The 22434-nt window shown below is 69.7% G+C and carries 16 protein-coding genes; 13 read left to right on the top strand and 3 right to left on the bottom strand.

From position 1 onward, the window contains the following. Positions 1-143: 143 nt before the first annotated feature. Both ACGFNP_RS05620 and ACGFNP_RS05615 read left to right on the top strand, forming a co-directional pair. The gene (locus ACGFNP_RS05620) at positions 144-1133 is read left to right on the top strand and encodes an ATP-binding cassette domain-containing protein (RefSeq protein WP_393315165.1); all 990 of its coding nucleotides are present in this window, start codon (positions 144-146) and stop codon (positions 1131-1133) included. Further along, a complete protein-coding gene (locus tag ACGFNP_RS05615) occupies positions 1130-1939 on the top strand; it encodes an ABC transporter permease (protein WP_393315162.1) in 810 nt (269 codons plus the stop codon). Before ACGFNP_RS05620 ends, ACGFNP_RS05615 begins: the two co-directional genes overlap by 4 nt. Positions 1940-1942: 3 nt before the next feature. Here the strand turns inward: ACGFNP_RS05615 and ACGFNP_RS05610 are convergent, their stop codons facing one another. The 3 genes from ACGFNP_RS05610 to ACGFNP_RS05600 are packed head-to-tail and all read right to left on the bottom strand — an operon-like array spanning position 1943 to position 7100. Next, on the bottom strand, positions 1943-5002 hold the full coding sequence (locus tag ACGFNP_RS05610; protein WP_393315159.1) for an alpha-mannosidase: 3060 nt from the start codon (positions 5000-5002) through the stop codon (positions 1943-1945). An 8-nt stretch (positions 5003-5010) separates the two neighbouring features. Then, the gene (locus ACGFNP_RS05605; protein ID WP_358327005.1) at positions 5011-6351 is read right to left on the bottom strand and encodes a 6-phospho-beta-glucosidase; all 1341 of its coding nucleotides are present in this window, start codon (positions 6349-6351) and stop codon (positions 5011-5013) included. Further along, positions 6348-7100 carry a DeoR/GlpR family DNA-binding transcription regulator gene (locus ACGFNP_RS05600; protein ID WP_393315156.1) on the bottom strand — a complete coding sequence of 251 codons (753 nt, stop codon included), beginning with the start codon at positions 7098-7100 and terminating at the stop codon, positions 6348-6350. The genes ACGFNP_RS05605 and ACGFNP_RS05600 overlap by 4 nt, the downstream gene beginning before the upstream one ends. Before the next feature lie 142 nt (positions 7101-7242). Here ACGFNP_RS05600 and ACGFNP_RS05595 point away from each other — a divergent pair, with 142 nt between their 5' ends. From ACGFNP_RS05595 to ACGFNP_RS05545, 11 genes are all read left to right on the top strand, one after another. Next, a complete protein-coding gene (locus tag ACGFNP_RS05595) occupies positions 7243-8223 on the top strand; it encodes a carbohydrate kinase family protein (protein ID WP_358327008.1) in 981 nt (326 codons plus the stop codon). Between the two features lie 2 nt (positions 8224-8225). After that, a complete protein-coding gene (locus ACGFNP_RS05590; RefSeq protein ID WP_358327010.1) occupies positions 8226-9515 on the top strand; it encodes an extracellular solute-binding protein in 1290 nt (429 codons plus the stop codon). Between the two features lie 14 nt (positions 9516-9529). After that, positions 9530-10531, top strand: a complete 1002-nt coding sequence (locus ACGFNP_RS05585) for a carbohydrate ABC transporter permease (RefSeq protein ID WP_393315152.1) — start codon at positions 9530-9532, stop codon at positions 10529-10531. After that, on the top strand, positions 10531-11358 hold the full coding sequence (locus ACGFNP_RS05580) for a carbohydrate ABC transporter permease (RefSeq protein WP_358044082.1): 828 nt from the start codon (positions 10531-10533) through the stop codon (positions 11356-11358). Before ACGFNP_RS05585 ends, ACGFNP_RS05580 begins: the two co-directional genes overlap by 1 nt. After that, positions 11351-14485, top strand: a complete 3135-nt coding sequence (locus ACGFNP_RS05575) for a glycoside hydrolase family 2 TIM barrel-domain containing protein (RefSeq protein WP_393315149.1) — start codon at positions 11351-11353, stop codon at positions 14483-14485. Before ACGFNP_RS05580 ends, ACGFNP_RS05575 begins: the two co-directional genes overlap by 8 nt. Next, a complete protein-coding gene (locus ACGFNP_RS05570; protein ID WP_393315146.1) occupies positions 14482-15792 on the top strand; it encodes an alpha-L-fucosidase in 1311 nt (436 codons plus the stop codon). Before ACGFNP_RS05575 ends, ACGFNP_RS05570 begins: the two co-directional genes overlap by 4 nt. A 77-nt stretch (positions 15793-15869) precedes the next feature. Next, positions 15870-16748 (top strand): hypothetical protein, encoded by an 879-nt coding sequence (locus ACGFNP_RS05565; RefSeq protein WP_393315143.1) that lies wholly within the window; start codon positions 15870-15872, stop codon positions 16746-16748. Positions 16749-17091: 343 nt separating this feature from the next. Then, complete coding sequence (locus ACGFNP_RS05560) at positions 17092-19461, top strand: TIM-barrel domain-containing protein (protein ID WP_358327022.1); 2370 nt, start codon at positions 17092-17094, stop codon at positions 19459-19461. Beyond that, positions 19458-20765, top strand: a complete 1308-nt coding sequence (locus ACGFNP_RS05555; RefSeq protein WP_358327023.1) for an extracellular solute-binding protein — start codon at positions 19458-19460, stop codon at positions 20763-20765. The genes ACGFNP_RS05560 and ACGFNP_RS05555 overlap by 4 nt, the downstream gene beginning before the upstream one ends. Beyond that, complete coding sequence (locus ACGFNP_RS05550) at positions 20755-21621, top strand: sugar ABC transporter permease (RefSeq protein WP_358327025.1); 867 nt, start codon at positions 20755-20757, stop codon at positions 21619-21621. Before ACGFNP_RS05555 ends, ACGFNP_RS05550 begins: the two co-directional genes overlap by 11 nt. After that, entirely contained in the window at positions 21618-22430 is an 813-nt protein-coding gene (locus tag ACGFNP_RS05545; RefSeq protein ID WP_358327027.1) for a carbohydrate ABC transporter permease, read from the top strand. Before ACGFNP_RS05550 ends, ACGFNP_RS05545 begins: the two co-directional genes overlap by 4 nt. The last annotated feature ends 4 nt before the right edge of the window (positions 22431-22434 follow it).

Below are 22434 nucleotides of genomic sequence, written 5' to 3'. Positions count from 1 at the left end.
CCTGCTAGGGTCGGCTGCGACATCTCACCGTAGGGTTCCGCCCTCGCCATCAAGCCTCCTCGTGTCCAGTGACACCAGGAAGGTGGGAGTCACACCAGATTCTGAAAAGGTGTGCGGCGATGGTTGCGTTTCGGCGAGCAGAAATGGCTTTGGAAGCCGTTGATCTTGTCAAGACCTACTCGGCAGGCAGGAACAGACCCCCGGTCACAGCGTTGCGGGGGCTGAGCTTCTCCGCTGCGAAGGGGACCGTCTTCGGGCTGCTCGGCCCGAACGGGGCAGGTAAGTCCACCACGGTGAAGATTCTCTCCACGCTGTCGGTCGCCGACTCGGGATCGGCACGCGTCGCCGGCATCGACGTCGCGGCGAGGCCGGACCGGGTACGCCAGGCGATCGGGTTCGTCGCCCAGAAGCCCGGTACGGACCCGATGGGGACCGCGACCGAGAACCTGCTGCTCGCGGGCCGCCTCCACGGCATGTCCCGCCGGGACGCCAAGGCGCGGGCTCGTGAGCTCATCGAGAAGTTCGGTCTGTCCGAAGCCGCGGACCGGCTGGTGCGCACGTACTCCGGTGGCATGGCGCGCAAGCTGGACGTCGCGCTCGGGCTGATGCACCGCCCGCAGGTGCTGTTCCTCGACGAGCCGACCACGGGCCTCGATCCCCAGGCCCGGAGCGAGATGTGGCACGAGATCGCCAGGATGGCCGGTGACGAGCAGATGACGGTACTGCTCACCACGCACTACCTCGACGAGGCCGATCACCTCGCCGACCGGCTCGCGATCGTCGACAACGGCGCGGTGGTCGCCGCGGGCACTCCGGAAGAGCTCAAGAGCGACCTGCGCGGCGACGCGGTACTGGTGGAGCTCGCCGAGGCCGACAGCACGGCGCCGGCGGTGCTGCGACGAGTGCCGGAGCTACGGGAGATCACCATGGACGGGTGCACGGTCCGTGGCCGGACCGATGACGGAGCGCGGGCGTTGCCGCCGGTGCTGGCCGCGCTCGAAGAAGCAGGCATCGTCGTGACCTCCGCGACGCTCGCCCGCCCCTCGCTCGATGACGTCTACCTCCGGCACACCGGCCACAGCCTTGAGACCGGGGACGCAGAGGGCCCGAAGCGCCTGGAGGTGGCGAAATGACCACGGCGAACGTCTTCGGCACGCGTCCGCTGAGCATGATCACGCACTCCGCGTTCCTCACCGGCCGTCTGCTGCGCACGTTGTGGCGGATGCCCACCTTCCTGGTGATCGGGCTGGTACAGCCGGTGATCTGGCTGCTGCTGTTCGGGCAGCTGTTCCGCTCGGTGGTGAACCTGCCGGGGTTCGCGTACGGCGGCGGGTTCCTGCGGTTCCTCACACCGGGCGTGGTGATGATGACCGCGCTGTTCGCGAGCGCGTGGGCGGGGACGACCTACCTTCAGGACATCGACCGCGGCGTGATGGACCGGCTGCTCACCTCACCTGCCAGCCGAAGCGCCATGATGTACGCGACCATGGCCTACCAGGCGATCCAGACGGTCATCCAAAGCCTGATCATCGTGGTCATCGCGCTGGTCGCCGGTGCCCGCTTCCCTGGTGGCATCGCCGGCGTCGGCGTCACCGTCCTGGCGGCGGTGCTGCTGACGCTGATCTTCTCGGCACTGTCCAATGCCGTCGCCCTGCTGACCCGTCAGCAGGCGACGTTGATCGCGATTTCCCAGTTCACCACGCTGCCGCTGATGTTCCTGAGCTCCGCCGTCATGGACCTCCATCTCGCACCGGGCTGGGTCGGGGACGTCGCCAGGTACAACCCCATGGAATTGGCGGTCGTCGCGGCACGGCAGGCGATGCTCGCGCGCACCGACTGGAGCACGGTCTGGACCCATTTGGGGCTGCTCACGGCGGCAGTCCTCGTGATGGGGTTCCTGGCCACACGGGCGTTCCGGACCTACCGGAAGGCGACATAACGGTCACCGGGACAGCCGCAGCGTGAGCACCTGGAACGGCCGTAGGGAGATCGGAACGGCGCCGTCGGCCGCTACGGCGACCGGCTGTCCGGGCAGCGGACGTTCCAGCAGGTCGGTGATCGTCACACCGGTGACCGGGAAGGAGGCGCGCAGCCGGGTGGTGGCCCGGCCGCCGAGCGCCTCGTAGACCCGGACGATGACATCACCGGACCGGTCGTCGGCGAGCTTGACCGCCTCGACGCAGGCGGCGGTGCCGTCGAGCGTGACGAGCGGTGGCGGCGGCGTGACCGCGCCGCCGCTCGTCACGCGGAGCGGGAGGTTCAGCGCGTAGCCGGCCGCCACGGCGTCGCCGATCGTCGCGCCGGGGACCAGCGAGTAGGTCATCTCGTGGCGGCCCTGGTCGGCTTCCGGATCGGGGCAGCGCGGCGCGCGGACCAGGCTCAGCCGGGCCGTGGTCGTGGTGCCGCCATCGGCCCGGGTGGTGCGCGTCACGTCGTGGCCGTAGGTGGCGTCGTTCGCCAGCGCGACGCCGTACCCCGGCTCCCCGAGATGGATCCAGCGGTGGCAGGAGATCTCGAACCGGGCCGCGTCCCAGCTGGTGTTGGTGTGCGTGGGCCGGAAGATGTGGCCGTACTGGATCTCGGCGGCCGTGCGGTCGGCATGGACGTCGAACGGGAAGGCGACCTTGAGGATCTTCTCTCGCTCGTGCCAGTCGATCTCGGTGGTGATCTCCAGCCGGGAACCGCCCGCCGCGAGGCGGACCGTCTGGACGACCCTGGACGCTCCGAAGGAACGCTCGACGCGTACCGCGCCGATGAGCGGGCCCGACTCGACGATGGTGATCGCGTCGACGTCGGTGAGGTCGGTGCGCTGACGGCGATAGTGCGCGTCGATGTCCCAGGCGTCCCACTGGTTGGGCAGGTCGGTGTGCAACTGCAGCAGATTGCCCCGGGTGCCGGCGGCGAGCAGCTCGCGGCCGGTCGTCAGGTCGAGGACCGACGAGAACAGACCGGCCGCGTCGAACTCGACGCGGATCAGACCGTTGTCGAGCACCGTGCCGGTCCCGCTGGTCGTCACGGTGACGGGAGCGGGAGCCGGGGACGGTGCCGCGCTGAGGCGGACCACGCCGGATGCCGGGACCTCGACGAAGACGGCCGAGCCGTCGGGGGCGGTCACCACTTCGGCGCGCGGCCGTGGCGCGGCGTTGCAGACCCAGGTCGCCTCGCCGTCGCCGGCGATGGCGGAGACGGCCGCGGTGATGATCTCCTCGAGCTCCGTGCGTACGCGGGCGTAGGTGGCCTCGGCCTCACGATGGACCCAGGCGATCGAGCTGCCGGGCAGGATGTCGTGGAACTGGTGCAGCAGCACCGTCTTCCACAGCCGGTCCAGGTCCGTGTACGGGTAGGGGAACTCCGCGTGCACCGCGGCGGTCGCCGCCCACAGCTCGGCCTCGCGCAGCAGATGCTCGCTGCGCCGGTTGCCGGCCTTGGTCCTGGCCTGGCTGGTGTAGGTGGCGCGGTGCAGCTCCAGGTAGAGCTCACCGGACCAGACGGCCGCGTCCCCCAGCTCCGCGCGGGCGGCGGCGAAGAACTCGTCCGGGCTCTGGATCACGACGGCCGGGGAGCCCTCCAGGTCGCGCAGCCGCCGTGCCTTCTCCAGCATCTCCCGGGTGGGACCGCCACCCCCGTCGCCGTGCCCGAAGGGCAGCAGCGAGCGGGTTCCCGCGCCCTTCTCCGCATAGTTGCGTACGGCGTGCGCGAGCTCGGCGCCCTCGAACGTGCCGTTGTAGGTGTCGGCCGACGGGAAGTGGGTGAAGATGCGGGTGCCGTCGATGCCCTCCCACCAGAAGGTGTGGTGCGGGAACTTGTTGGTCTGGTTCCAGGAGATCTTCTGGGTGAGGAACCAGTCCATCCCGGCGAGCCGGGCGATCTGCGGGTAGGCCGCGGTGTAGCCGAAGGAGTCGGGCAGCCACACGCCGCGGCATTCCACGCCGAACTCCTCCATGAAGAAGCGCTTGCCGTGCACGAGCTGCCGGGCCAGGGCCTCCCCGCCCGGCAGGTTGCCGTCGGCCTCCACCCACATGCCGCCGACCGGCACCCACTGCCCTGCCTTGATCGCCTCGCGCATGCGCTCGAAGATCTCCGGGTGACGCTCCTTGACCCACGCGTACTGCTGGGCCTGCGGCCCGGCGAAGACGAACTCCGGATAGTCCTTCGCCAGGGCGGTGACATTGGCGAAGGTGCGCGAGGTCTTGCGCTTGGTCTCGCGGATCGGCCAGAGCCAGGCGCTGTCGATGTGCGCGTGGCCGACCGCCGAGATGGTGTGGGCGCTGGCATGGGCGGGAGAGGACAGCACGGCGGCCAGGCGGGAGCGGGCGGCCCCCGCCGTACCGGCCACGTCGTGGAGGTCGAGGGCGTCCATGCTCCGCTCCAGCGCGCGGAGGATCTCGTGCCGCCGGGGATCGCCGATCGGCAGCTCGGCCATCAGTTCGCGCAGCACCTCGAGGTCCAGCCGCAGGTGCCAGACCTCCTCGTCGAGGACGGCGAGCTCGGCGCGGGCGAGGCGGTAGAGCGGCTCGTCGCCGGCCGTGGCCTTGTCGCCCAGGGGGGTCGGCAGGAAGCCGTTCGCGAGGATGTCCGGGTTGGCGGCCATCTCCAGCAGCAGCCCTGCCTGGTCCCCGGCGATCGGGACGTACTGGTTACGCGGTTCGATGCCCTTGATCGGCCGGCCCGTCAGGTCGTACACGAGCGCCTCGGCCTGGTTGCCCGGCCAGTCGCCGACGAAGCCCAGGTCGAAGACGGCCTCCACCCGCCGTCCCGCCCACCGCGCCGGAACGGAGCCGGTGGCCCGCAGCCAGGTCGTCGACCAGGGCCGCCCCCAGCGCGAGCCCACCTCGAACGGCTCGTAGCGGGCGGCCAGCGCCTGCGCGACGGGCACCGGCTCGTCGGGGACGTGCCAGGCGGCCAGCTCCAGCGGCCTGCTTTCGGCGTACAGGGCGGGTGTGACGCGTTCCCGGAGCACCCGGTCGATCCGCTCTTCGACGAGTTTCCTGTCGTCGTGCATCGGGGACGTCAGCTCCTTCCACGGAGGTAGTCGAGCTGGGGGTGCTCGCGCTGGTATCGGTCGAGGAGGCGCTCGGCCACCGCGACGGAGTCGACCAGCGGGTGGATGGCGAAGGCGCGCAGCGCCGCCGCCCGGGAGCCCGTGGCGGCCGCCTCGATGACCGCCTGCTCCACCGCCTTGACGGCGGACACCAGGCCGAGCGCGTGGCCGGGGAGCGGATCGACCGAGAGGGGGCGGGCGCCGTTGGCGTCCACGAAGCAGGGCACCTCGACCACCGCGTCCGGATCGAGGACGCCGATCGCGCCGCGGCCGCGGACGTTGAGGATGAGCGTGGTCCGTTCGTCCAGCGCGATCGCGCGCATGAGGGCCAGGGCGACCTGCTCGTAGCCGCCGGACTCAAGGTCGCCGGGCGCCCGCTCGCCCACACCCGAGGCCTCGCGGGCCTCGGCCATGTAGGTGACCTCCCGCTCCAGCCGGACGCTCTCCCACGCCGCCAGCGCCGGGCCGCCGGTGTCCGCGTAGAAGCGCCGCTGCTGCTCGATGAGCACGGAGCCACGGGTCTGCCGGGCGGCGCGCGCGGCGGCCACCGCCTCCCTGGTGAAGTAGTAGTAGTGCAGGTATTCGTTGGGGATGCAGCCGAGGGCGCGCAGCCACCGGGCGCCGAAGAGCTTGCCCTCCTCGAAGGAGCCCAGCGCGTCGTCATCGCGCAGGAGGCCGGGGAGCAGGTCGCGGCCCTCGACGCGGAGGCCGCGCAGCCAGCCGAGATGATTGAGCCCGGCGTAGTCGAGCCACACCGTCGCGGGGTCCACGCCGAGCGCCCAGGCCGCCCGCCGGCCCAGCGAGATCGGCGAGTCGCAGATGCCGATGACCCGGTCGCCGAGATAGTGGGACATCGCCTCGGTGACCATGCCCGCCGGGTTGGTGAAGTTGATGACCCACGCCTCGGGGGCCACCTCGGCGATGCGCTTCGCGAGCTCGCGGGCGACGGGGACCGTGCGCAGGCCGTACGCGATGCCGCCGGCGCCGACGGTCTCCTGGCCGGGCACGCCCTCGTCGAGCGCCACCCGCTCGTCGATGGCCCGGCCCTCGAGACCGCCGATCCGGATGGCGGAGAAGACGAAGTCGGCCCCTGTGACGGCTTCGGTCAGGTCGGTGGTCGCGTGGACTTCGGGCGCGTCGGGCACGCCCTCCGCCAGCTCGGACAGCACCCGCCGGATCGCCGCTGTCCGGGAGGAGTCGAGATCGTGGAGGGTCACGTGGGTGACCCGGCCCTTGCCACGATCGGCGAGCAGGGCGCGGTAGACGAGCGGGACGCGGAACCCGCCGCCGCCGAGAATGGTCAGCCTCATACTGTGATCACCTTGACTCCCGCCTCCCGCATGGCGGTGAGCGTTTCCTGGTCGCCTGGGGCGTTGGTGACGATGACATCGAGATCTTCGGGGCCGCAGACCCGGGCCATCCCGGTGCCGGGGAACTTTCCGACGTCCGCCACCAGGATCACCTGGTCGCTCGCCGCGATCATGGCGCGCTTGACCGGCACCTCCACCACGGTGGTGTCCATGACGTGCCCGCCGGGACGCACCCCGCTGGTGCCGAGGAAGAGCCGGTCGGCCTTGATCTGGCGGAGGTTGTCCTCGGTCAGGAAGCCCACCAGCGACCGGTAGTCGCGACGGACCATGCCGCCCAGCATGATGAGCTGGATGTCCTCCTCGTCCTGAAGCTCCTCGAAGACGGCGAGGCTGCTGGTGACGACCGTGAGGGACCGGCCGCGCAGGTGGGTGGCGACGCGGTGCGCGGTCGTGCCGATGTCGAGTAACACCGTCTCGTCGTCCTTGACCATCTCTGCGCACCTCTGCGCGATCTTGTCCTTCTCCGCTCCGCGTACCGCCGCCACGTCGACGAACGGGTCGTCTCGCTCGTCGATCGGCATGGCGCCGCCGTACACCCGCCGGAGCAGGCCGTCTTCGTGCAACTGGACGAGGTCCCGGCGGATCGTCGCGGGACTGGCGTCGAGGCGCTCGGCCAGCGCCTCGACAGTGGCGGTGCCCTCTGAGCGAAGGATGTGCACGATCAGTTCGTGGCGTCGGTCCCGGAGCATGACACGGACAGTAGCGCGCAAACTCGATCATCTCCAGAGGGAATTGGAAAATTTTCGAGCGAACTCTTGCATAGTCGCTCACCGAGGGTGCACGATCCTGCCTAAATCGAAAGGTGCTAATGCGCCGGAAGTAGGCGAAGTGATGCCATACCACGCGCTCCAGCCACAGCTCGATGTCTTCGTGTCCGGCCTGCTCTTCTTCGACGTGGCCTTCGCCGGTCTGGAGCAGGGGCCCAAGCCGGGAACGGAGATCTGGACCACCGAAATGACCTCGGGACCCGGCGGGATCGCGAACTTCGCGTTCACGCTGGCCAGGCTCGGCCTGCGGACCGGTGTCGCGGCGGCCTTCGGCGACGATCCCTTCGGCCGATACTGCTGGACGGCACTCGGCGTGGAAGAGGGAGTGGATCTCAGCCGGTCCCGGCTGCTGCCTGGCTGGCCCACCCCGACCACCGCCTCCCTGGCCTACGAAGGCGACCGCGCGCTGGTGACCCACGGCTTCCCCCCGCCCATGGGGCCCGACGAGATGATCGGTGATCCTCCGGCGGCCCGGGCGGCGATCGTCCACCTGGGCCCGCAGCCCGTCGCGTGGCCGGCGAAGACCGGTGGTCTGGTCTTCGCCGACGTGGGGTGGGATCCCACGGAGGAGTGGTCGTCGGCGATGCTCGAACAGCTCGCCTGGTGCCACGCCTTCATGCCCAACGCCTACGAGGCCATGAGCTACACCAGAACGGACACCCCCGCGGCGGCGCTGTCCAGGCTGGGGGACCTGGTGCCGCTCGCGGTCGTCACCCGCGGGGGCGACGGCGTCCTCGCGGTCGACGCGACCACCGGCGAGGCGGCGGACATCCCCGCGCTGCCGGTGGACGTCCGCGACCCCACCGGCGCGGGAGACGTCTTCGGCGCCGGCCTCGTCGCGGCGACCCTGGCCGGCTGGCCGCTCGCCGAGCGGATCCGGTTCGCCAACCTCGTCGCGGCCCTGTCCGTACGGCGGGTGGGTGGCGCACCCTCCGCGCCCCGCTGGGCCGACGTGGCCGGCTGGTGGCGCGACCTCACCGACCAGCGGCTGCGCCGCGACTACGGCTTCATCCTCGATGTCATCCCCCATAACCCGGAGGGTTAGAAATGGAACTTTCGCGCAGAGGGCTGATTCGTGCCGGACTGCTCTCCCTCGCGGCGGCAGGCGCAGGGAGCACGGCCGCCTGCGGCGGCTCGGGGGGCAGCGCCGCGAGCGGTGGCGGCGCCGCGGAACTGACCCTCTGGTACTGGGGCGGCGGCCTGAGCGACAAGGTCGTGGCCGACGCCGTCAAGCAGTTCGCCCAGACCAAGATCAAGCCGTCGGTGATCGGCGGCGACTTCAAGCAGAAGCTGATCGCCACGATGAACGGCCGCAAGTTCGTGCCCGACATCACCGGCATCAAGGGCGAGAACATCGCCTCCCTGCTGGCCGAGCCCGACCGGTTCATCGACCTCAACAGCCTCGGCGCCGGCAAGCTGGCCTCACAGTACGTCGAGTGGAAGTGGAAGCAGGGCTCCACCACCGACGGCAAGCTCATCGGCTTTCCGATCGACATCGGACCCACCGCGCTGTTCTATCGCCACGACATCTTCGAGAAGGCGGGCCTGGCCGCGGACCCCGCCGAGGTCGGCACGTCCATGTCCACCTGGGAGGCGTTCTTCGAGGCCGGGGTGAAGCTGAAGAAGGCCAACCCGGAAGCGTTCATCATCGACTCGGCCGAGGGGCTCTTCGACAAGATGCTCGGCCAGGGGACCAAGCGCTTCATCGACGAGAGCAACAAGTTCATCGGCGACCAGGACCACATCCGCCAGGCCTGGGACATGACGGTCAAGGCCAATGAGATGGGCATCGTCGCCCCCAAATACGACGGCCCGGACTGGAACGCCGCCGCCGCCCAGGGCAAGGTGGCCGGCACCGTCGGCGCCGCCTGGTTCGCGCTGGACCTCAAGAGCGGCGTGGAGGCGACGTCGGGCAAATGGCGGGTGGCCCCCATGCCGGGAGGACCGGCGAACATCGGCGGGTCGTTCCTGGCGCTGACCAAGGACTGCCGGGACCCCAAGCTGGCGTTCCAGATCGTCACCTGGCTGCTCAACGCGGAGAACCAGGCCCGCGGCTTCACCGACGCGGCGCTGTTCCCCTCCACGCCTGCCTCCTATGACATGCCGGCGCTGACCGGCGGGGACCCGTTCTTCGGGGGCCAGAAGACGATCGAGGTGTTCGGGCCGGCCGCGAAGAAGATCCCGATCCAGTACGAGGCGCCCGCTGACACGGCCGTGGCCCAGCCCTTCAAGGACGAGATCGTCAACATCTGGACCAAGAACAAGGACTCCGCCACCGCGTGGAACGACGCGGTGAGCGCGGCCAAACAGATCGCCGGGCGGCAGGGCGTGAGCTGAGAAGGGTGTCACGCATGTCCGCCAGCACATCCGCGCCGGCGTCCGCCGGACTGCCGGACCCCGCCTCGGCCGCGTCCGGCCGCGGCGGCCCCGCCCATGCCCGGCGGGCCCGGCCGAAGGGGTTGTTGGGCCGGTACTGGCCGCAGTACCTGTCCATCTCACCGTTCTTCTTGCTCTTCGCGGTGTTCATGCTGGTGCCGGTGCTGTTCTCGTTCTATCTGGCGTTCCAGAAATGGAACGGCCTGGGCGAGATGAAGTTCGTCGGCCTGCAGAACTTCGAGTCGCTGCTGCAGGACCAGACGTTCTGGCTCTCGCTGAAGAACACGTTCCTGATCTGGTTCATGTCCACGGTCCCGACGCTGTTCCTGGCCCTCCTCGTGGCGAACATGCTCAACTCGGCCGTCCGGCTGAGCGGGTTCTACAGGATCGCCTACTTCGTGCCGAACGTCACCTCCGTCGTGGCGGTCACGATCTTCTTCGGCTCGGTGTTCAGCACGAACTTCGGCCTGATCAACGCCATCCTGCAGTGGTTGTCGGCCTCGCCGGTCCCGTGGCTGGTCAACGAGTGGACGATCAAGATGGTCATCGCCGCGATCAGTTGCTGGCAGTGGACCGGCTACAACGCGATCATCTACCTCGCCGGCCTGCAGGCGGTGCCCAGCGAGCTGTACGAGGCCGCCAGGATCGACGGCGCGGGCCCCGTGCAGCTCTTCTTCCGCATCACGATCCCCATGCTGCGGCCGATCATCCTGTTCACGGTGGTCGTCTCGACGATCAACGGCATGCAGACCTTCACCGAGCCGCAGGTGCTGTTCGGCATCAACTCCGCCAACAACGCCAGTTCGGGCGGGCCGGGCAGTGCCGGGCTCACCGCGATCCTGTACTTCTACCGCGAGGCGTTCAACAACAACGACTACGGCTACGGCGCCGCGATCGCGTGGGCCGTGTTCGTGGTCATCCTGCTGTTCACCGCGATCAACTGGCGCCTCGTGCAGCGCCGGGAACGGGGCCTGTGATGACCGCCACGCGCCTCAGGGGCGCCGCCCTGCACCTCTGCCTGGTCGCGGGTGCGCTCATCTCGCTGTTCCCGTTCTATTGGACCGCCGTCATGGCGACCAACACCACCAAGGACATGTACCGGATGCCGCCGAAGGTGACCTTCGGCCCGGCCCTGTTCGAGAACATCGGGCGACTGCTCGGCTCCATCGACTTCTTCGGCTCGATGCTGAACACGTTGATCGTCGCGTGCGGCACGACGGCTCTGGTCCTGTTCTTCGACTCGATCGCCGCCTTCGCCTTCGCCAAGTACCACTTTCCCGGGCGGCGGATCCTGTTCGGGCTGCTCCTGCTCACGTACATGCTGCCGATGCAGCTCGCCCTCATCCCGCAATTCGTGATCATGGTGGAGCTGGGCTGGGTGGGCACGCTGAACGCGCTGATCATCCCGGCCGCCGCGAACGCGTTCGGCATCTTCTGGATGCGCCAGTACATCACGGGGGCGGTGCCCGACGAGGTGCTCGCCGCGGCGCGCATCGACGGCTGCGGCTTCTTCCGGCAGTACTGGCACGTGGGGCTGCCCGCCATCCGTCCCGGCCTGGCCTTCCTCGGCATCACCACGTTCATCAGCGCCTGGAACGACTACACCTGGCCGCTCATCGTCCTGGTCGACCCGTCGAACCTCACCCTGCAGGTCGCGCTCTCCCAGCTGAACACCGTCCACGCCCTGGACTACAGCCTGGTCCTCACCGGAGCGCTGCTCGGCGTGGTGCCGCTCGCGGTGATGTTCGTCCTGTTCGCCCGAGGCTTCATCCGCGACGCCATGAAAGGCGCGCTGCGTGGGTGATCTTCATGCCGGAGGCCCGGTCCCACTGGCCCGCCCTTGGTCGGCGCCGGAGCTCACGGGCCTGCGGCGCCTGCCCGCCCACGCGGTCCCGCGCACGGGGACGTCGCTGAACGGCCGGTGGCGGTTCCAACTGCTGCCGTGCCCCGAGGCACCCTTGTCGGCCCACTGGACGTCGATCGAGGTGCCGTCCTGCTGGACCATGTGCGACTTCGACGACATTCACGGTGTCAGAGACCTGCCGCAGTACACCAACGTCACCATGCCCTGGCCCGAGCTGCCGCCGGCGCCGCCGCCCGCCAACCCGACCGGCGTCTACGAACGTACGGTGGAGGTGCCCGCCGAGTGGGCCGGGCGCCGGATCGTGCTGCACGTGGGCGCGGCGGAGAGCGTGCTCATCGCCCAGGTGAACGGCGTTCAGGTGGGGATCGGCAAGGACTCCCACCTCGCCGCGGAGTTCGACGTCACGCAGGTCGTACGACCTGGCGAGGTCGACACCGTGCGGCTCACGGTCGTCAAATGGTCCGACGCCAGCTTCATCGAGGACCAGGACCAGTGGTGGCACGGCGGCATCACCCGCTCGGTGTTCCTCTACTCGACCGACCCTCTCCATCTCGCCGACGTGCGCGTCACGGCCCGTTCCGACGGCGAGCTGTCGGTGGAGGCGACGGCGCGCTCGGCGGCCGGGTCGCTGCCCGAAGGCTGGTGGGCTGCCGCGTCGCTGACCGGTCCGGTTCGCCCCACGGGCCCATGTAACGCCGAGCGTGTGTACCTGCGGGTGGACGAGGAGTTCGCCGCGCTGCTCGCCGAGCGCGAGCAGGACTCTCCGTGGCTGGGGCGGACCCGGTTGCGCGCGGGCTTGCCCGGCGTCCAGCCCTGGTCGGCCGAGACCCCCGTGCTGTACGGCCTCACCGTGCGCCTGCACCGTCCCGACGGGACCGTCGCGGACGAGACCCGCCTGCGCGTCGGCTTCCGGGACGTCGAGATCGACGGCCGGGACCTGCTCGTCAACGGCACGCGGGTCCTCCTGCGAGGCGTCAACCGGCACGACTTCCACCCCGTCACCGGGCGCGTGGTGTCCGTCGAGGACATGCGGGCCGATCTGGTGACCATGAAGCGTTTCGGCTTCAACGCCCTGCGCACCTCGCACTACCCGAACGATCCGGCGCTGCTCGATCTGGCCGACGAGCTCGGGCTGTACGTCGTGGACGAGGCCGACATCGAGAGCCACGCCCATGCCGTCGAGATCGCCGATGATCCGGCCTATCTGCCCGCCTTCCTCGACCGGGTGTCCCGGATGGCCCTGCGGGACGGCAACCACCCGAGCGTCATCATCTGGTCGCTCGGCAACGAGAGCGACTTCGGAGCCAACCACGCCGCCGCGGCCGGCTGGTTGCGTCACCATGACCCGACGCGGCCCGTGCAGTACGAGGGCGCGATCAAGTACGACTTCACCGACGGCGCGGCGGCCAGCGACATCGTCTGCCCCATGTACGCCTCGATCGAGGAAATCGTCGGCCACGCCCGATCCGGCCGGCAGAACCGGCCGCTCATCCTGTGCGAGTACTCCCACGCGATGGGCAACAGCAACGGCTCGCTCGCCGACTACTGGACGGCGATCGAGTCCACGCCCGGCCTGCAAGGTGGCTTCATCTGGGAGTTCTGGGACCACGGCCTGTCGCAGCGGCTGTCGGACGGCCGCCCGGGCGTCGAACCCGATGCCGGTGGAGGTGCCGAGGGCGTCGTGCCGCCCGGCCATCGCTGGGCGTACGGGGGAGACTTCGGCGACGTGCCCAACGACGGTGGCTTCTGCGCCGACGGTGTGGTGTTCCCCGACCGCACACCCAAGCCGGTGATGTACGAGCACCGGGAGCTGGCCACGCCGATCCGGTTGACGCTCGTCGGCGACGGCCTCGTGCGTGTGCACAATCGGCAGCAGTTCCGCGACTTGTCCTGGCTCGTGGGTGAATGGAAGCTGGTGACGGACTCACCCGACCGGCGAGGGGACGGCCTGGATGCTCGGGACCGGGACGGCCTGGATACTCGGCACCGGGACTGCCTGACCTGGGCCGCCGACCTGCCGGCGATCCAGCCGGGCGCGTCCGCGGTCGTCGAGTTGCCCGCCCGGCTGATGGCCGCTCTGCCCGCCAGAGGCGAAGCCTGGCTCACGCTCGTGGCGACCACCCGCGATGACGAGCTCTGGGCGGGCGCGGGAAGCGTCGTCTGTATGCCCCAGATCCGCCTGCGGGCGGAGGATCGTGACCTGCTGACCAGGGCGGGGACGGTCCACGCCCGCGACACCGGGGCGGGGGCGGTCCACGCCCGTGACAGCGGTATTCCCTGGCAGCCGGTCGAGGTCGATCACGACGGGCTGATCGCGCATCCGCTGCTCGCGAGCCCTCCGATGCTCAGCCTCTGGCGCGCGCCGACCGACAACGACCGCCTCGGCGGGCACGCGGCCCGCTGGGCGGCACAGGGCCTGCCGGAGCTGTCCCGCTCGCTCGTCGAGGTCGTACGGCGGGACGGCCGGATCACCGTTCGTGCTGATTACCGGACCGGTGCCGGGATCGTCGTCCCGCACGAACAGGTCCTGGTCCCGCTGCGCGACGGCCTGCTCATCCATGAGCTCGCCATACTGCCCGGCGAGCTCGACGACGTGGCCCGCGTGGGCGTCGTCTGGGAGACGGTGGCCGGGTTCGACGAGGTCGAGTGGTTCGGACAGGGCCCGTGGGAGAGCTATCCCGATCGGTGCACCGGAGCGCCGGTAGGCGGCTACCGGGCCCGCGTCGACGACCTCTTCACGCCGTACCTCCGGCCGCAGGAGAGCGGTGGACGGCACGCCGTACGCCGGTTCGAGCTGAGGGGGAGCGGGCGGGGCATCGCGGTGCACCTTGACGAGCCGGGGCAGGTCGGCATCACCCGCTTCCGGGCGGCCGACCTCGACGCGGCCGCCCACCATGACGAGCTCGTCCGGCGCGAGCGGTGCGTGGTGCACATCGACGCCGCCCACCGCGGCCTGGGCACCGCCTCCTGCGGCCCCGACACGCTGCCGCCGTACCGTATCGGGCCCGGTGCCCACCGATGGTCCTGGATCCTGTCCTGGAGTGATGGAGAATGGGGCGCGCCATGACCGTTCCCGGCTGGTTCACCGACGCCAAGTTCGGGGTGTTCATCCACTGGGGTCCGTATTCGGTGCCGGCGTGGGCCGAGCCCACCGGTGAGCTGGGGGCCGTGGACCCGGAGAGGTGGTTCGCCCACAACCCGTACGCCGAGTGGTACTGGAACACCAGCCAGATCGAGGGCAGCCCCGCCTGCGAACACCACCGCGCCGTCCACGGCGGCCGCCCCTATGACGACTTCCTTGACGCGTGGCAGGCCGAGTCCTTCGACCCCGCGGACTGGATCGAGCTGTTCGCCCGCGCCGGCGCCCGCTACGTCGTGGCGACCACCAAGCATCACGACGGCGTGGCCTTGTGGGACGCTCCCGGCACCGGCACCCGCAACACGGTCCGCCGCGGCCCGCACCGCGACCTGGTCGCCGATCTCGCCACCGCCGTCCGGGCCCGGGGCCTGCGTTTCGGCGCGTACTACTCCGGCGGCCTCGACTGGTACGCCGGACGCCGGGCCGTCATCCGGCACGAGGATCTGATCGACGACTACGGCCGTCCCCACGAGGCCGCCTACGCCGCCTACGCGCTGCGTCAGGTGCGCGACCTGATCGACCGCTACCGGCCGGACGTGCTGTGGAACGACATCGGCTGGCCCGACATGGGCATGGCCGACCTGCCGGACCTGTTCGCCCACTATTACGCCACCGTCCCGGAGGGCGTGGTCAACGACCGCTGGGACGGTGCCCACGCCGACTACCTGACCAGCGAATACCAGGCGAACCGCCAGAACGAGGCGGCCGCCCACTGGGAGAACTGCCGGGGCATCGGCCTGTCCTTCGGCTACAACCGCAACGAGGGCCCAGAACACCTGCTGGACCCGGCGGCCGCCGTCCGCCTGCTGGTGGACGTCGTCTCTCGCGGCGGCAACCTGCTGCTCAACGTCGGCCCGAAGGCCGACGGCACCCTGCCCGGCGAGCAGCGCGCCGTCCTGGAGGGCATCGCGTCGTGGACGGCCGGCCACGAGGGCGCCGTGTACGCGACCAGGCCGCTGGCGCCCGATGCGGCCATGCCTCGCGATGGCACCCCGTGGATCCGCTGGACCCGCGACGACCGTCATGCTTACGCGTTCCTGGCCGACGTCCCGGTCTCCCGCGGCCAGGTCCTGCTGAGGGCCCGGCCGGGACTGCTGGATCCCGCCACGGCGGTCCGCCTGGACAGCCGTCCCGTACAGGCCGACGCCGTGCCGGACGGCATCCTGGTCACGTCCGCCGGACTCGGCGGACCGCTGCCCGCGGTGGTTCGATTCGCCCTACTAAGGGGTGAGTAGCCACCGGCGGCGCCTTGTCAGGTGGCGGGCCGTGGACGATGATCTCCCCGACGGCGATCTGGCGGGGGTGGCGGGACGTGAGCAGCAGGTTATGGACGGTAGCGGCCCTCGTGGCGGTCGTCATGACCATGCCGTCCTGTAACGCTGACACCCCGCCCAAGGACACGCCCAAGCCCTCCGCCGCGAGCTCGCTCCCGCCGAATCCGCCCCCGTCCCCCACCCAGCCGACCACCTGGGCGGCCGGGCTCTGCCTCGACGTTCACCTGCCCAAGCCGGACAGCCAGGTCCCCGCGCTTGCCGACTGCTCGACGGCCGGAGCCCAGATCACCAAGCTCGTCTACCAGGGCAACGGCCCGGTGGAGTGCCCGAAGGACACCGACGGGATGCTGGACACCCCGATCGGCCAGCAGCCGCCGCGTACGGCCTGCCTGCGCAACCGCCGCGCCCCGCACCCCGGGGACGTCGGCAAGGGCGGTGGGATCCTGCGCGTCGGTGACTGCACGCTCATCGAGGACGAGCCTGTCGTCAGCGTCGAGGAGCGGGCCTGCTTCGACGGTCATGGCCCCGGCAGGGTCAGGTCCTTCACCAAGACGAAGAAGGCGTGCACGCGCAAGATCTGGTCCTACGCCTACAAGTGGCAAGGCTCCTACGTGTGCGTCGGTCCGGGCGAGGACGCCAAGAAGGTCGGCCCTCAGTACGAGCTCGCGACCTGCCTGACCGCGCCCAAGACCAAGAAGCGCAAGACGGTCTTCGGCACCGAGAACGCCATCGTCGGCGGGCTGAAGAAGGTGTCCTGCAAGGCCAAGAAGGCGTGGGGCAAGGTCGTCGGGTACGTCAGCATCGAGCTGGAGTGCCGGCGGCCCGCCGACTACTCGGTGACGAGCTCGACCACCACGTACGGGCTGCCTTTCGGCCCCGATCCCTACCCGGCGATCACCTGCATCCGGAGACTCTGACCGCGCCTACGGCGAGGACCCGCGTCTGTGTCGAGCACCCACCGTCGGGGTGAGGACCCGCGCCTACGGTGAGGACCCGGGCGTTGCGCGAGGACCCATGCGTCCAGCGCGGCCTGGGTGGTCAGCTCGCGGTGGTCCAGTCGCCTGCGGGTGTGCGGGTGTGCGGGTGTGCGGACCTGTGCGCCCGTGCGTCTGCGGGCCGCGCGCCGAAGTCCGGGCCATCGCATGACCTCTTCCTTTGTTTGGCTGGCACCTAAACTAATGGGCGGACGACCGTTGACGTTTGTTCGTTGGGACGGAAAACTAACTCGCGAGCCTGTGCCGGTCAGTTGAAGGAGCTTTCATGCCCTACCGCCCGCCCTTGGTCGCGCACGAGTACTTCGTCGCCGACCCACCGGAGCTGCCGGTCCGTACACGTGGCGAACAGGGCCTGTCCGCGTTGACCGCCGCCGAGCCGGTGGCGGTGGACGACTCGGGGGTGACGCTGAAGGGCGTGACCTCGGCGGAGGAGAGCCTGGTCGTGCAGGTGCGGGTGGCGGGCGAGGGGGTGATCCGGGTCCGGCTCGGCCAGGACGTGGACGCCCGCACCCGCTCGGCGCGGGCGATCTCCCTGGTGACCCCGGGCACGTACGCGCAAGCCCGGGTGGAGACCCGGTCCGGCGGGCTGACCATCGACGCGGGCTCGTTGCGCGCGGAGATCACCCTGGACCCGTGGCGGCTGCGGTTCACCGACGCGGCCGGTGCCACGCTGGTGGAGCAGGACCCGGGGCACACCGACATCAGCGGGCGGATGCGCACGCTGCCGTTCGGGCGCTCCCACGCCGACGGCGTCACGGTGGCCTACCACGAGAGCTTCGCCGCACCGGCCGACGAGGCGTTCGCCGGGTTCGGGGAGTCGTTCACCCCACTCAACAAGCGCGGCCAGCGGCCCGTCATGTGGAACTTCGACGCCTTCGGCGCCGAGTCGCAGCGCGCCTACAAGAACGTGCCCTTCTACCAGTCGAGCAGGGGATACGGCATCGTCGTCGACAGTGGGGCGCCGACGGAGTTCGACGTCTGCCAGTCCACGCACAGCGTCGTGCAGATCGTCGTCCCCGACGACCTGATCGACTACTACGTGCTCGCCGGGCCGACGCCGCCGGAGATCCTCGACCGCTACGACCGGCTGACCTGCCGCCCGGCGCTGCCGCCGAAGTGGGCGTTCGGCACCTGGATCTCCTCGGGCTTCTTCGTGGACAGCCAGGAGCGGGTCATGACGCGGGCGCGGAAGATCCGCGAGCGCGGCATCCCGTGCGACGTGCTGCACCTGGACACCTACTGGCAGACCGACGGCCACTGGTCCGACCTGCGCTGGGACGAAGCCCGCTTCCCGGACCCGGCCGGGATGCTCGACGAGCTCGACGGGATGGGCTTCAAGGTCTGCCTCTGGATGAACCCCTACATCTCCCACCTGAGCCCGGCCTTCACCCCCGCCGCCGAAGCCGGATATTTCCTGAAGAATCCGGACGGCGAGGCGTACGTCGCCGACTGCTGGCACGGCTCCTACCCGGCCTGCGGCATCGTCGACTTCACCAATCCGGCCGCCGTCGCGTGGTTCCAGGGCCTGCTCCGCCCCCTGCTCCAGCAGGGCGTCCAGGCGTTCAAGACCGACTTCGCCGAGGGTGTGCCGCACGACGCGACGGCCTTCAACGGCATGACCGGCACTGACCTGCACAACGTCTACACACTGCTGTTCAACGACGCCGTCGCCGAGGTGACCCGCGAGATCAACGGGCACGGCCTGGTCTGGGCCCGCTCGTCGTTCCTGGGCGGCCAGCGGCACTCGGCCCAGTGGGGCGGCGACACCTACACCAGCTACCCGGCGATGGGCAGCACGCTGCGCGGCGGCCTGGCCCACGGCCTGTCGGGCGTGCCGTTCTGGAGCCACGACGCGGGCGGCTTCACCGGCCGCCCGGCTGACGACCTCTATGTCCGCTGGACTCAGTTCGGCGCGCTCTCCCCGCTGCTTCGGCTGCACGGCACCACCAGCCGGGAGCCGTGGGAGTTCCCCGAGGTGGAGGCCGAGGCGGTGGCCGCGCTGCGGCTGCGGTACCGGCTCATGCCCTACCTCTACTCGGCGGCCGTGGAGGCGGCGCGGACCGGTGCGCCGATGATGCGGGCACTGTGCGTCGACCATCCGGGCGACCCCGTCGCCTGGCAGGCCGACCTGGAGTATCTGCTCGGCCGCGACCTGCTGGTCGCGCCCATGACCTCGCCCGACGGCACCCGGCAGGTGTACCTGCCGGAGGGTCGGTGGGTCGACTACTGGACCGGAGAGGTGCTGGAGGGCGGGCGCTACCGTGCCGTCTCCGCGCCGCTGGACCGGATCCCGCTGTTCGTCCGGTACGGCGCGCTCATCCCGGTTACGGCGTCCGGGAAAACGCCCGGGGACATGTCCGGGAAAACGCCCGGAGACGTGTCCGGGAAAACGCCCGAGGACACGCCTGGGGACACCGTGGACGTCCCCTCGGAGATCACGCTTGTCGCCTTCGGGGGCGGCGACAGTCGTACCACAGTCCACGATCTCGACGGCGAGACCGTCGTCGACGCCACCCGCGACGGCGACACCCTGCACGTCACCGTCACCGGGCCGAAGCGGATCGCCGGGGTCGAGTTCGCCCCCGTGGCGGGCGCCCCGGTCCGCGCGGTCATCACCTCCCAGGAGACACCATGATCAAGCTGAGAAGTGCCGCGGCGGCGCTCGCCGTCGCGGCCTTGACCCTGACGGCCTGCGGCTCCGGCTCGGACAAGCAGGAGCCCGCCGCGAGCGGCCAGCCGCGCGTGCTCAAGCTGTGGCACTACGAGAGCGCCGAAGGCGCGATGGGCAAGGCCTGGGCGGCGGCGATCAAGAAGTTCGAGGCGACCCATCCCGGTGTGACGGTGAAGTTCGAGGAGAAGGGCTTCGAGCAGATCCAGAAGACGGCCAGCATGGTGCTCAACTCCGACGAGGCGCCCGACATCATGGAGTACAACAAGGGCAACGCCACCGCCGGACTGCTGTCGAAGCAGGGCCTGCTGACGGACCTGTCGGAGCAGGCGACGAAGCGCGGCTGGGACAAGCTGCTCTCCGCCAGCCTGCAGACCACCGCCAAATATGACGACCGGGGCATCATGGGCTCGGGCAAGTGGTTCGGGGTGCCGAACTACGGCGAGTACGTGATGGTCTACTACAACAAAGACCTGTTCAAGAAGAACGGCGTCACGGTACCGACGACCTTCGACGAGTTCACGGCCGTGCTCGACAAGTTCGCCAAGGCCGGCGTCACGCCGATCTCCACGGCCGGCGCCGAGTACCCGGCCCAGCAGATCTTCTACCTGCTCGCGCTGAGCAAGGCCAACCGGGCCTGGGTCGACTCCTACGAGCTCTACAAGGGCAAGGTCGACTTCCACGGTCCCGAGTTCACCTACGCCGCCGACACCATGGCCGACTGGGTGAAGAAGGGCTACATCGCCAAGGACTCGGCCGGGATCAAGGCCGAGGACATGGCCACCGCGTTCATCGGCGGCAAGTTCCCGATCATGGTGTCTGGAAGCTGGTGGTACGGCAGGTTCCAGACGGAGATCAAGAAGTTCGAGTGGGGCTCGTTCCTGTGGCCCGGCAACCAGCTCGCCCCCGGCTCCAGCGGCAACATCTGGGTCGTCCCCGAGAAGTCCAAGCAGAAGGACCTGGCCTACGACTTCATCGACATCACGATGAGCAAGGAGATCCAGAACCTGCTCGGCAACTCCGGCGGCGTCCCGGTCGCGGCCGACGCCGCCGCCATCACCGACCCCAAGAGCAAGGAGCTCATCGACAACTTCAACAAGCTGACCTCGCAGGACCAGCTGGCCTTCTACCCCGACTGGCCCGCCCCCGGCTACTACGACGTCCTCGTGGCCGGCGTCCAGAACCTCATCAACGGCAGCAAGCCCCCGGCCAAGGTGCTCGACGAGATCGCCCAGCCCTACACCGAGAACCTCGCGGACCTTGGCAACTAGAGCGGCACGCGGCTACTGGCCGTACCTGATCCCCAGCGCGGTGCTGTTCACCGCGGTCATCGTCGTGCCGTTCGTGATGAACGTCGCGACGAGCTTCACCCGCTGGTCAGGGGTGGGCACCCCCACCTGGATCGGAGTGGACAACTACACCCGGTTGTTCCGGGACGAGCGGTTCTGGACGTCGTTCGCCAACAACGTGGCGCTGATCGTCGCCATGGCGATCATCCCCACGGTGCTCGGCCTGGTGCTGGCCGCCGCGTTGTTCGACTACATCGGCAAGAGGTTCGGCCCCCGCACGGCCTCGGCCCTGCGGGCGGCCTACTACCTGCCGCAGGTGCTGCCCGTCGCGGTGGCCGGGGTGGTGTGGGGCTGGATGCTGCACCCGACCTACGGCGCGGTGAACCAGATCTTCGGGCTGAAGGTCAACTGGCTCGGCGATCCGGACTTCGCGCTGGCCACCGTGATGGCGGTGATGGTGTGGTTCCAGCTCGGCTACCCGGTCGTCATCTTCATGGCCGGGTTGCAGCGGGCCGATCCCGCGCTGCACGAGGCGGCGGAGATCGACGGGGCCTCGTGGTGGCGCAGGTTCTGGCACATCACGATTCCGCAGATCCGTCCTGAGATCTTCGTCGTGCTGCTGACCTGCACGATCGCCGCGCTCAAGGTGTTCGGGCCGATCTTCGTGCTCACCAGGGGCGGGCCGGCCAACGCCACGATGGTGCCCTCGTACTTCTCGTATCTGAACTTCTTCCAGAAGTCCAACGTCGGGTACGGCTCGGCCATCGCCACCATCCTGGCGCTGATCATCGTCGTGGTGACCTTCGCCTTCCTGCGGGTCCAGGAGCGGGAGTCGTGAGACGCTACCCGATCCTGGCCGCGATGACGGTGCTCGCCGCCGTCATGCTGTTCCCGTTCGTCATCGTCACGTTCAACGCCTTCAAGACGCCCGCCGAGTATTCGGCGGGCAGCCCGCTGAGCCCGCCGCAGGGCCTGGACCTCGACGGCATCATCGCGTTCTGGACCCGGGTCGACTTCGGCGAGAAGCTGCTGAACAGCCTCGTGATCAGCGGCTCCGTCGCCGTGCTCGCCGTGGTGCTGTCGGTGCTCAACGCCTACGCCCTCGGCATCGGCCGGGTCCGGGGGCGGCTCTGGATCCTGGTGCTGTTCCTGGTGGCCAACACGCTGCCGCAGGAGGCGCTGGCCTACCCGCTCTACTACCTGGCCAAGGCGGCCGGCCTGTACGACTCCAAACTGGCGGTGATCATCGTGTTCACCGTCATCCAGGCCGCCTTCGGCACCTATCTGCTCAGCGCCGTGCTCGGCCAGTTCCCGCGCGAGATCCTCGAGGCGGCGCGGATGGACGGCGCGGGGCGGTTCCTGGCGCTGTGGCGGATCGTCGTGCCGATCAGCCGGCCCACGCTGTCGGTCCTGGTGATCTTCTTCTTCATCTGGACCTGGAACGAGTTCTTCCTTCCGCTCATCTTCCTGGTCTCCAACGACACCCAGACGGTCCCCGTCGCCCTCGGCGTGCTGCAGGGCGAGAAGTACATGGACGCCACCATGTCCAGCGCCTCGGCGCTGCTCGGCATCGTCCCGGCCGTCGCCTTCTTCCTCATCTTCCAGCGGACGCTGACCCGGGGCATCACGGTCGGCGCCATCAAGTAGGAGC

The organism is Nonomuraea sp. NPDC049269, assembly GCF_043197155.1.
GTDB lineage: Bacteria > Actinomycetota > Actinomycetes > Streptosporangiales > Streptosporangiaceae > Nonomuraea.
Note: the sequence above shows the minus strand (reverse complement) of the source record. Positions and strands in the feature narration are given on the sequence as shown.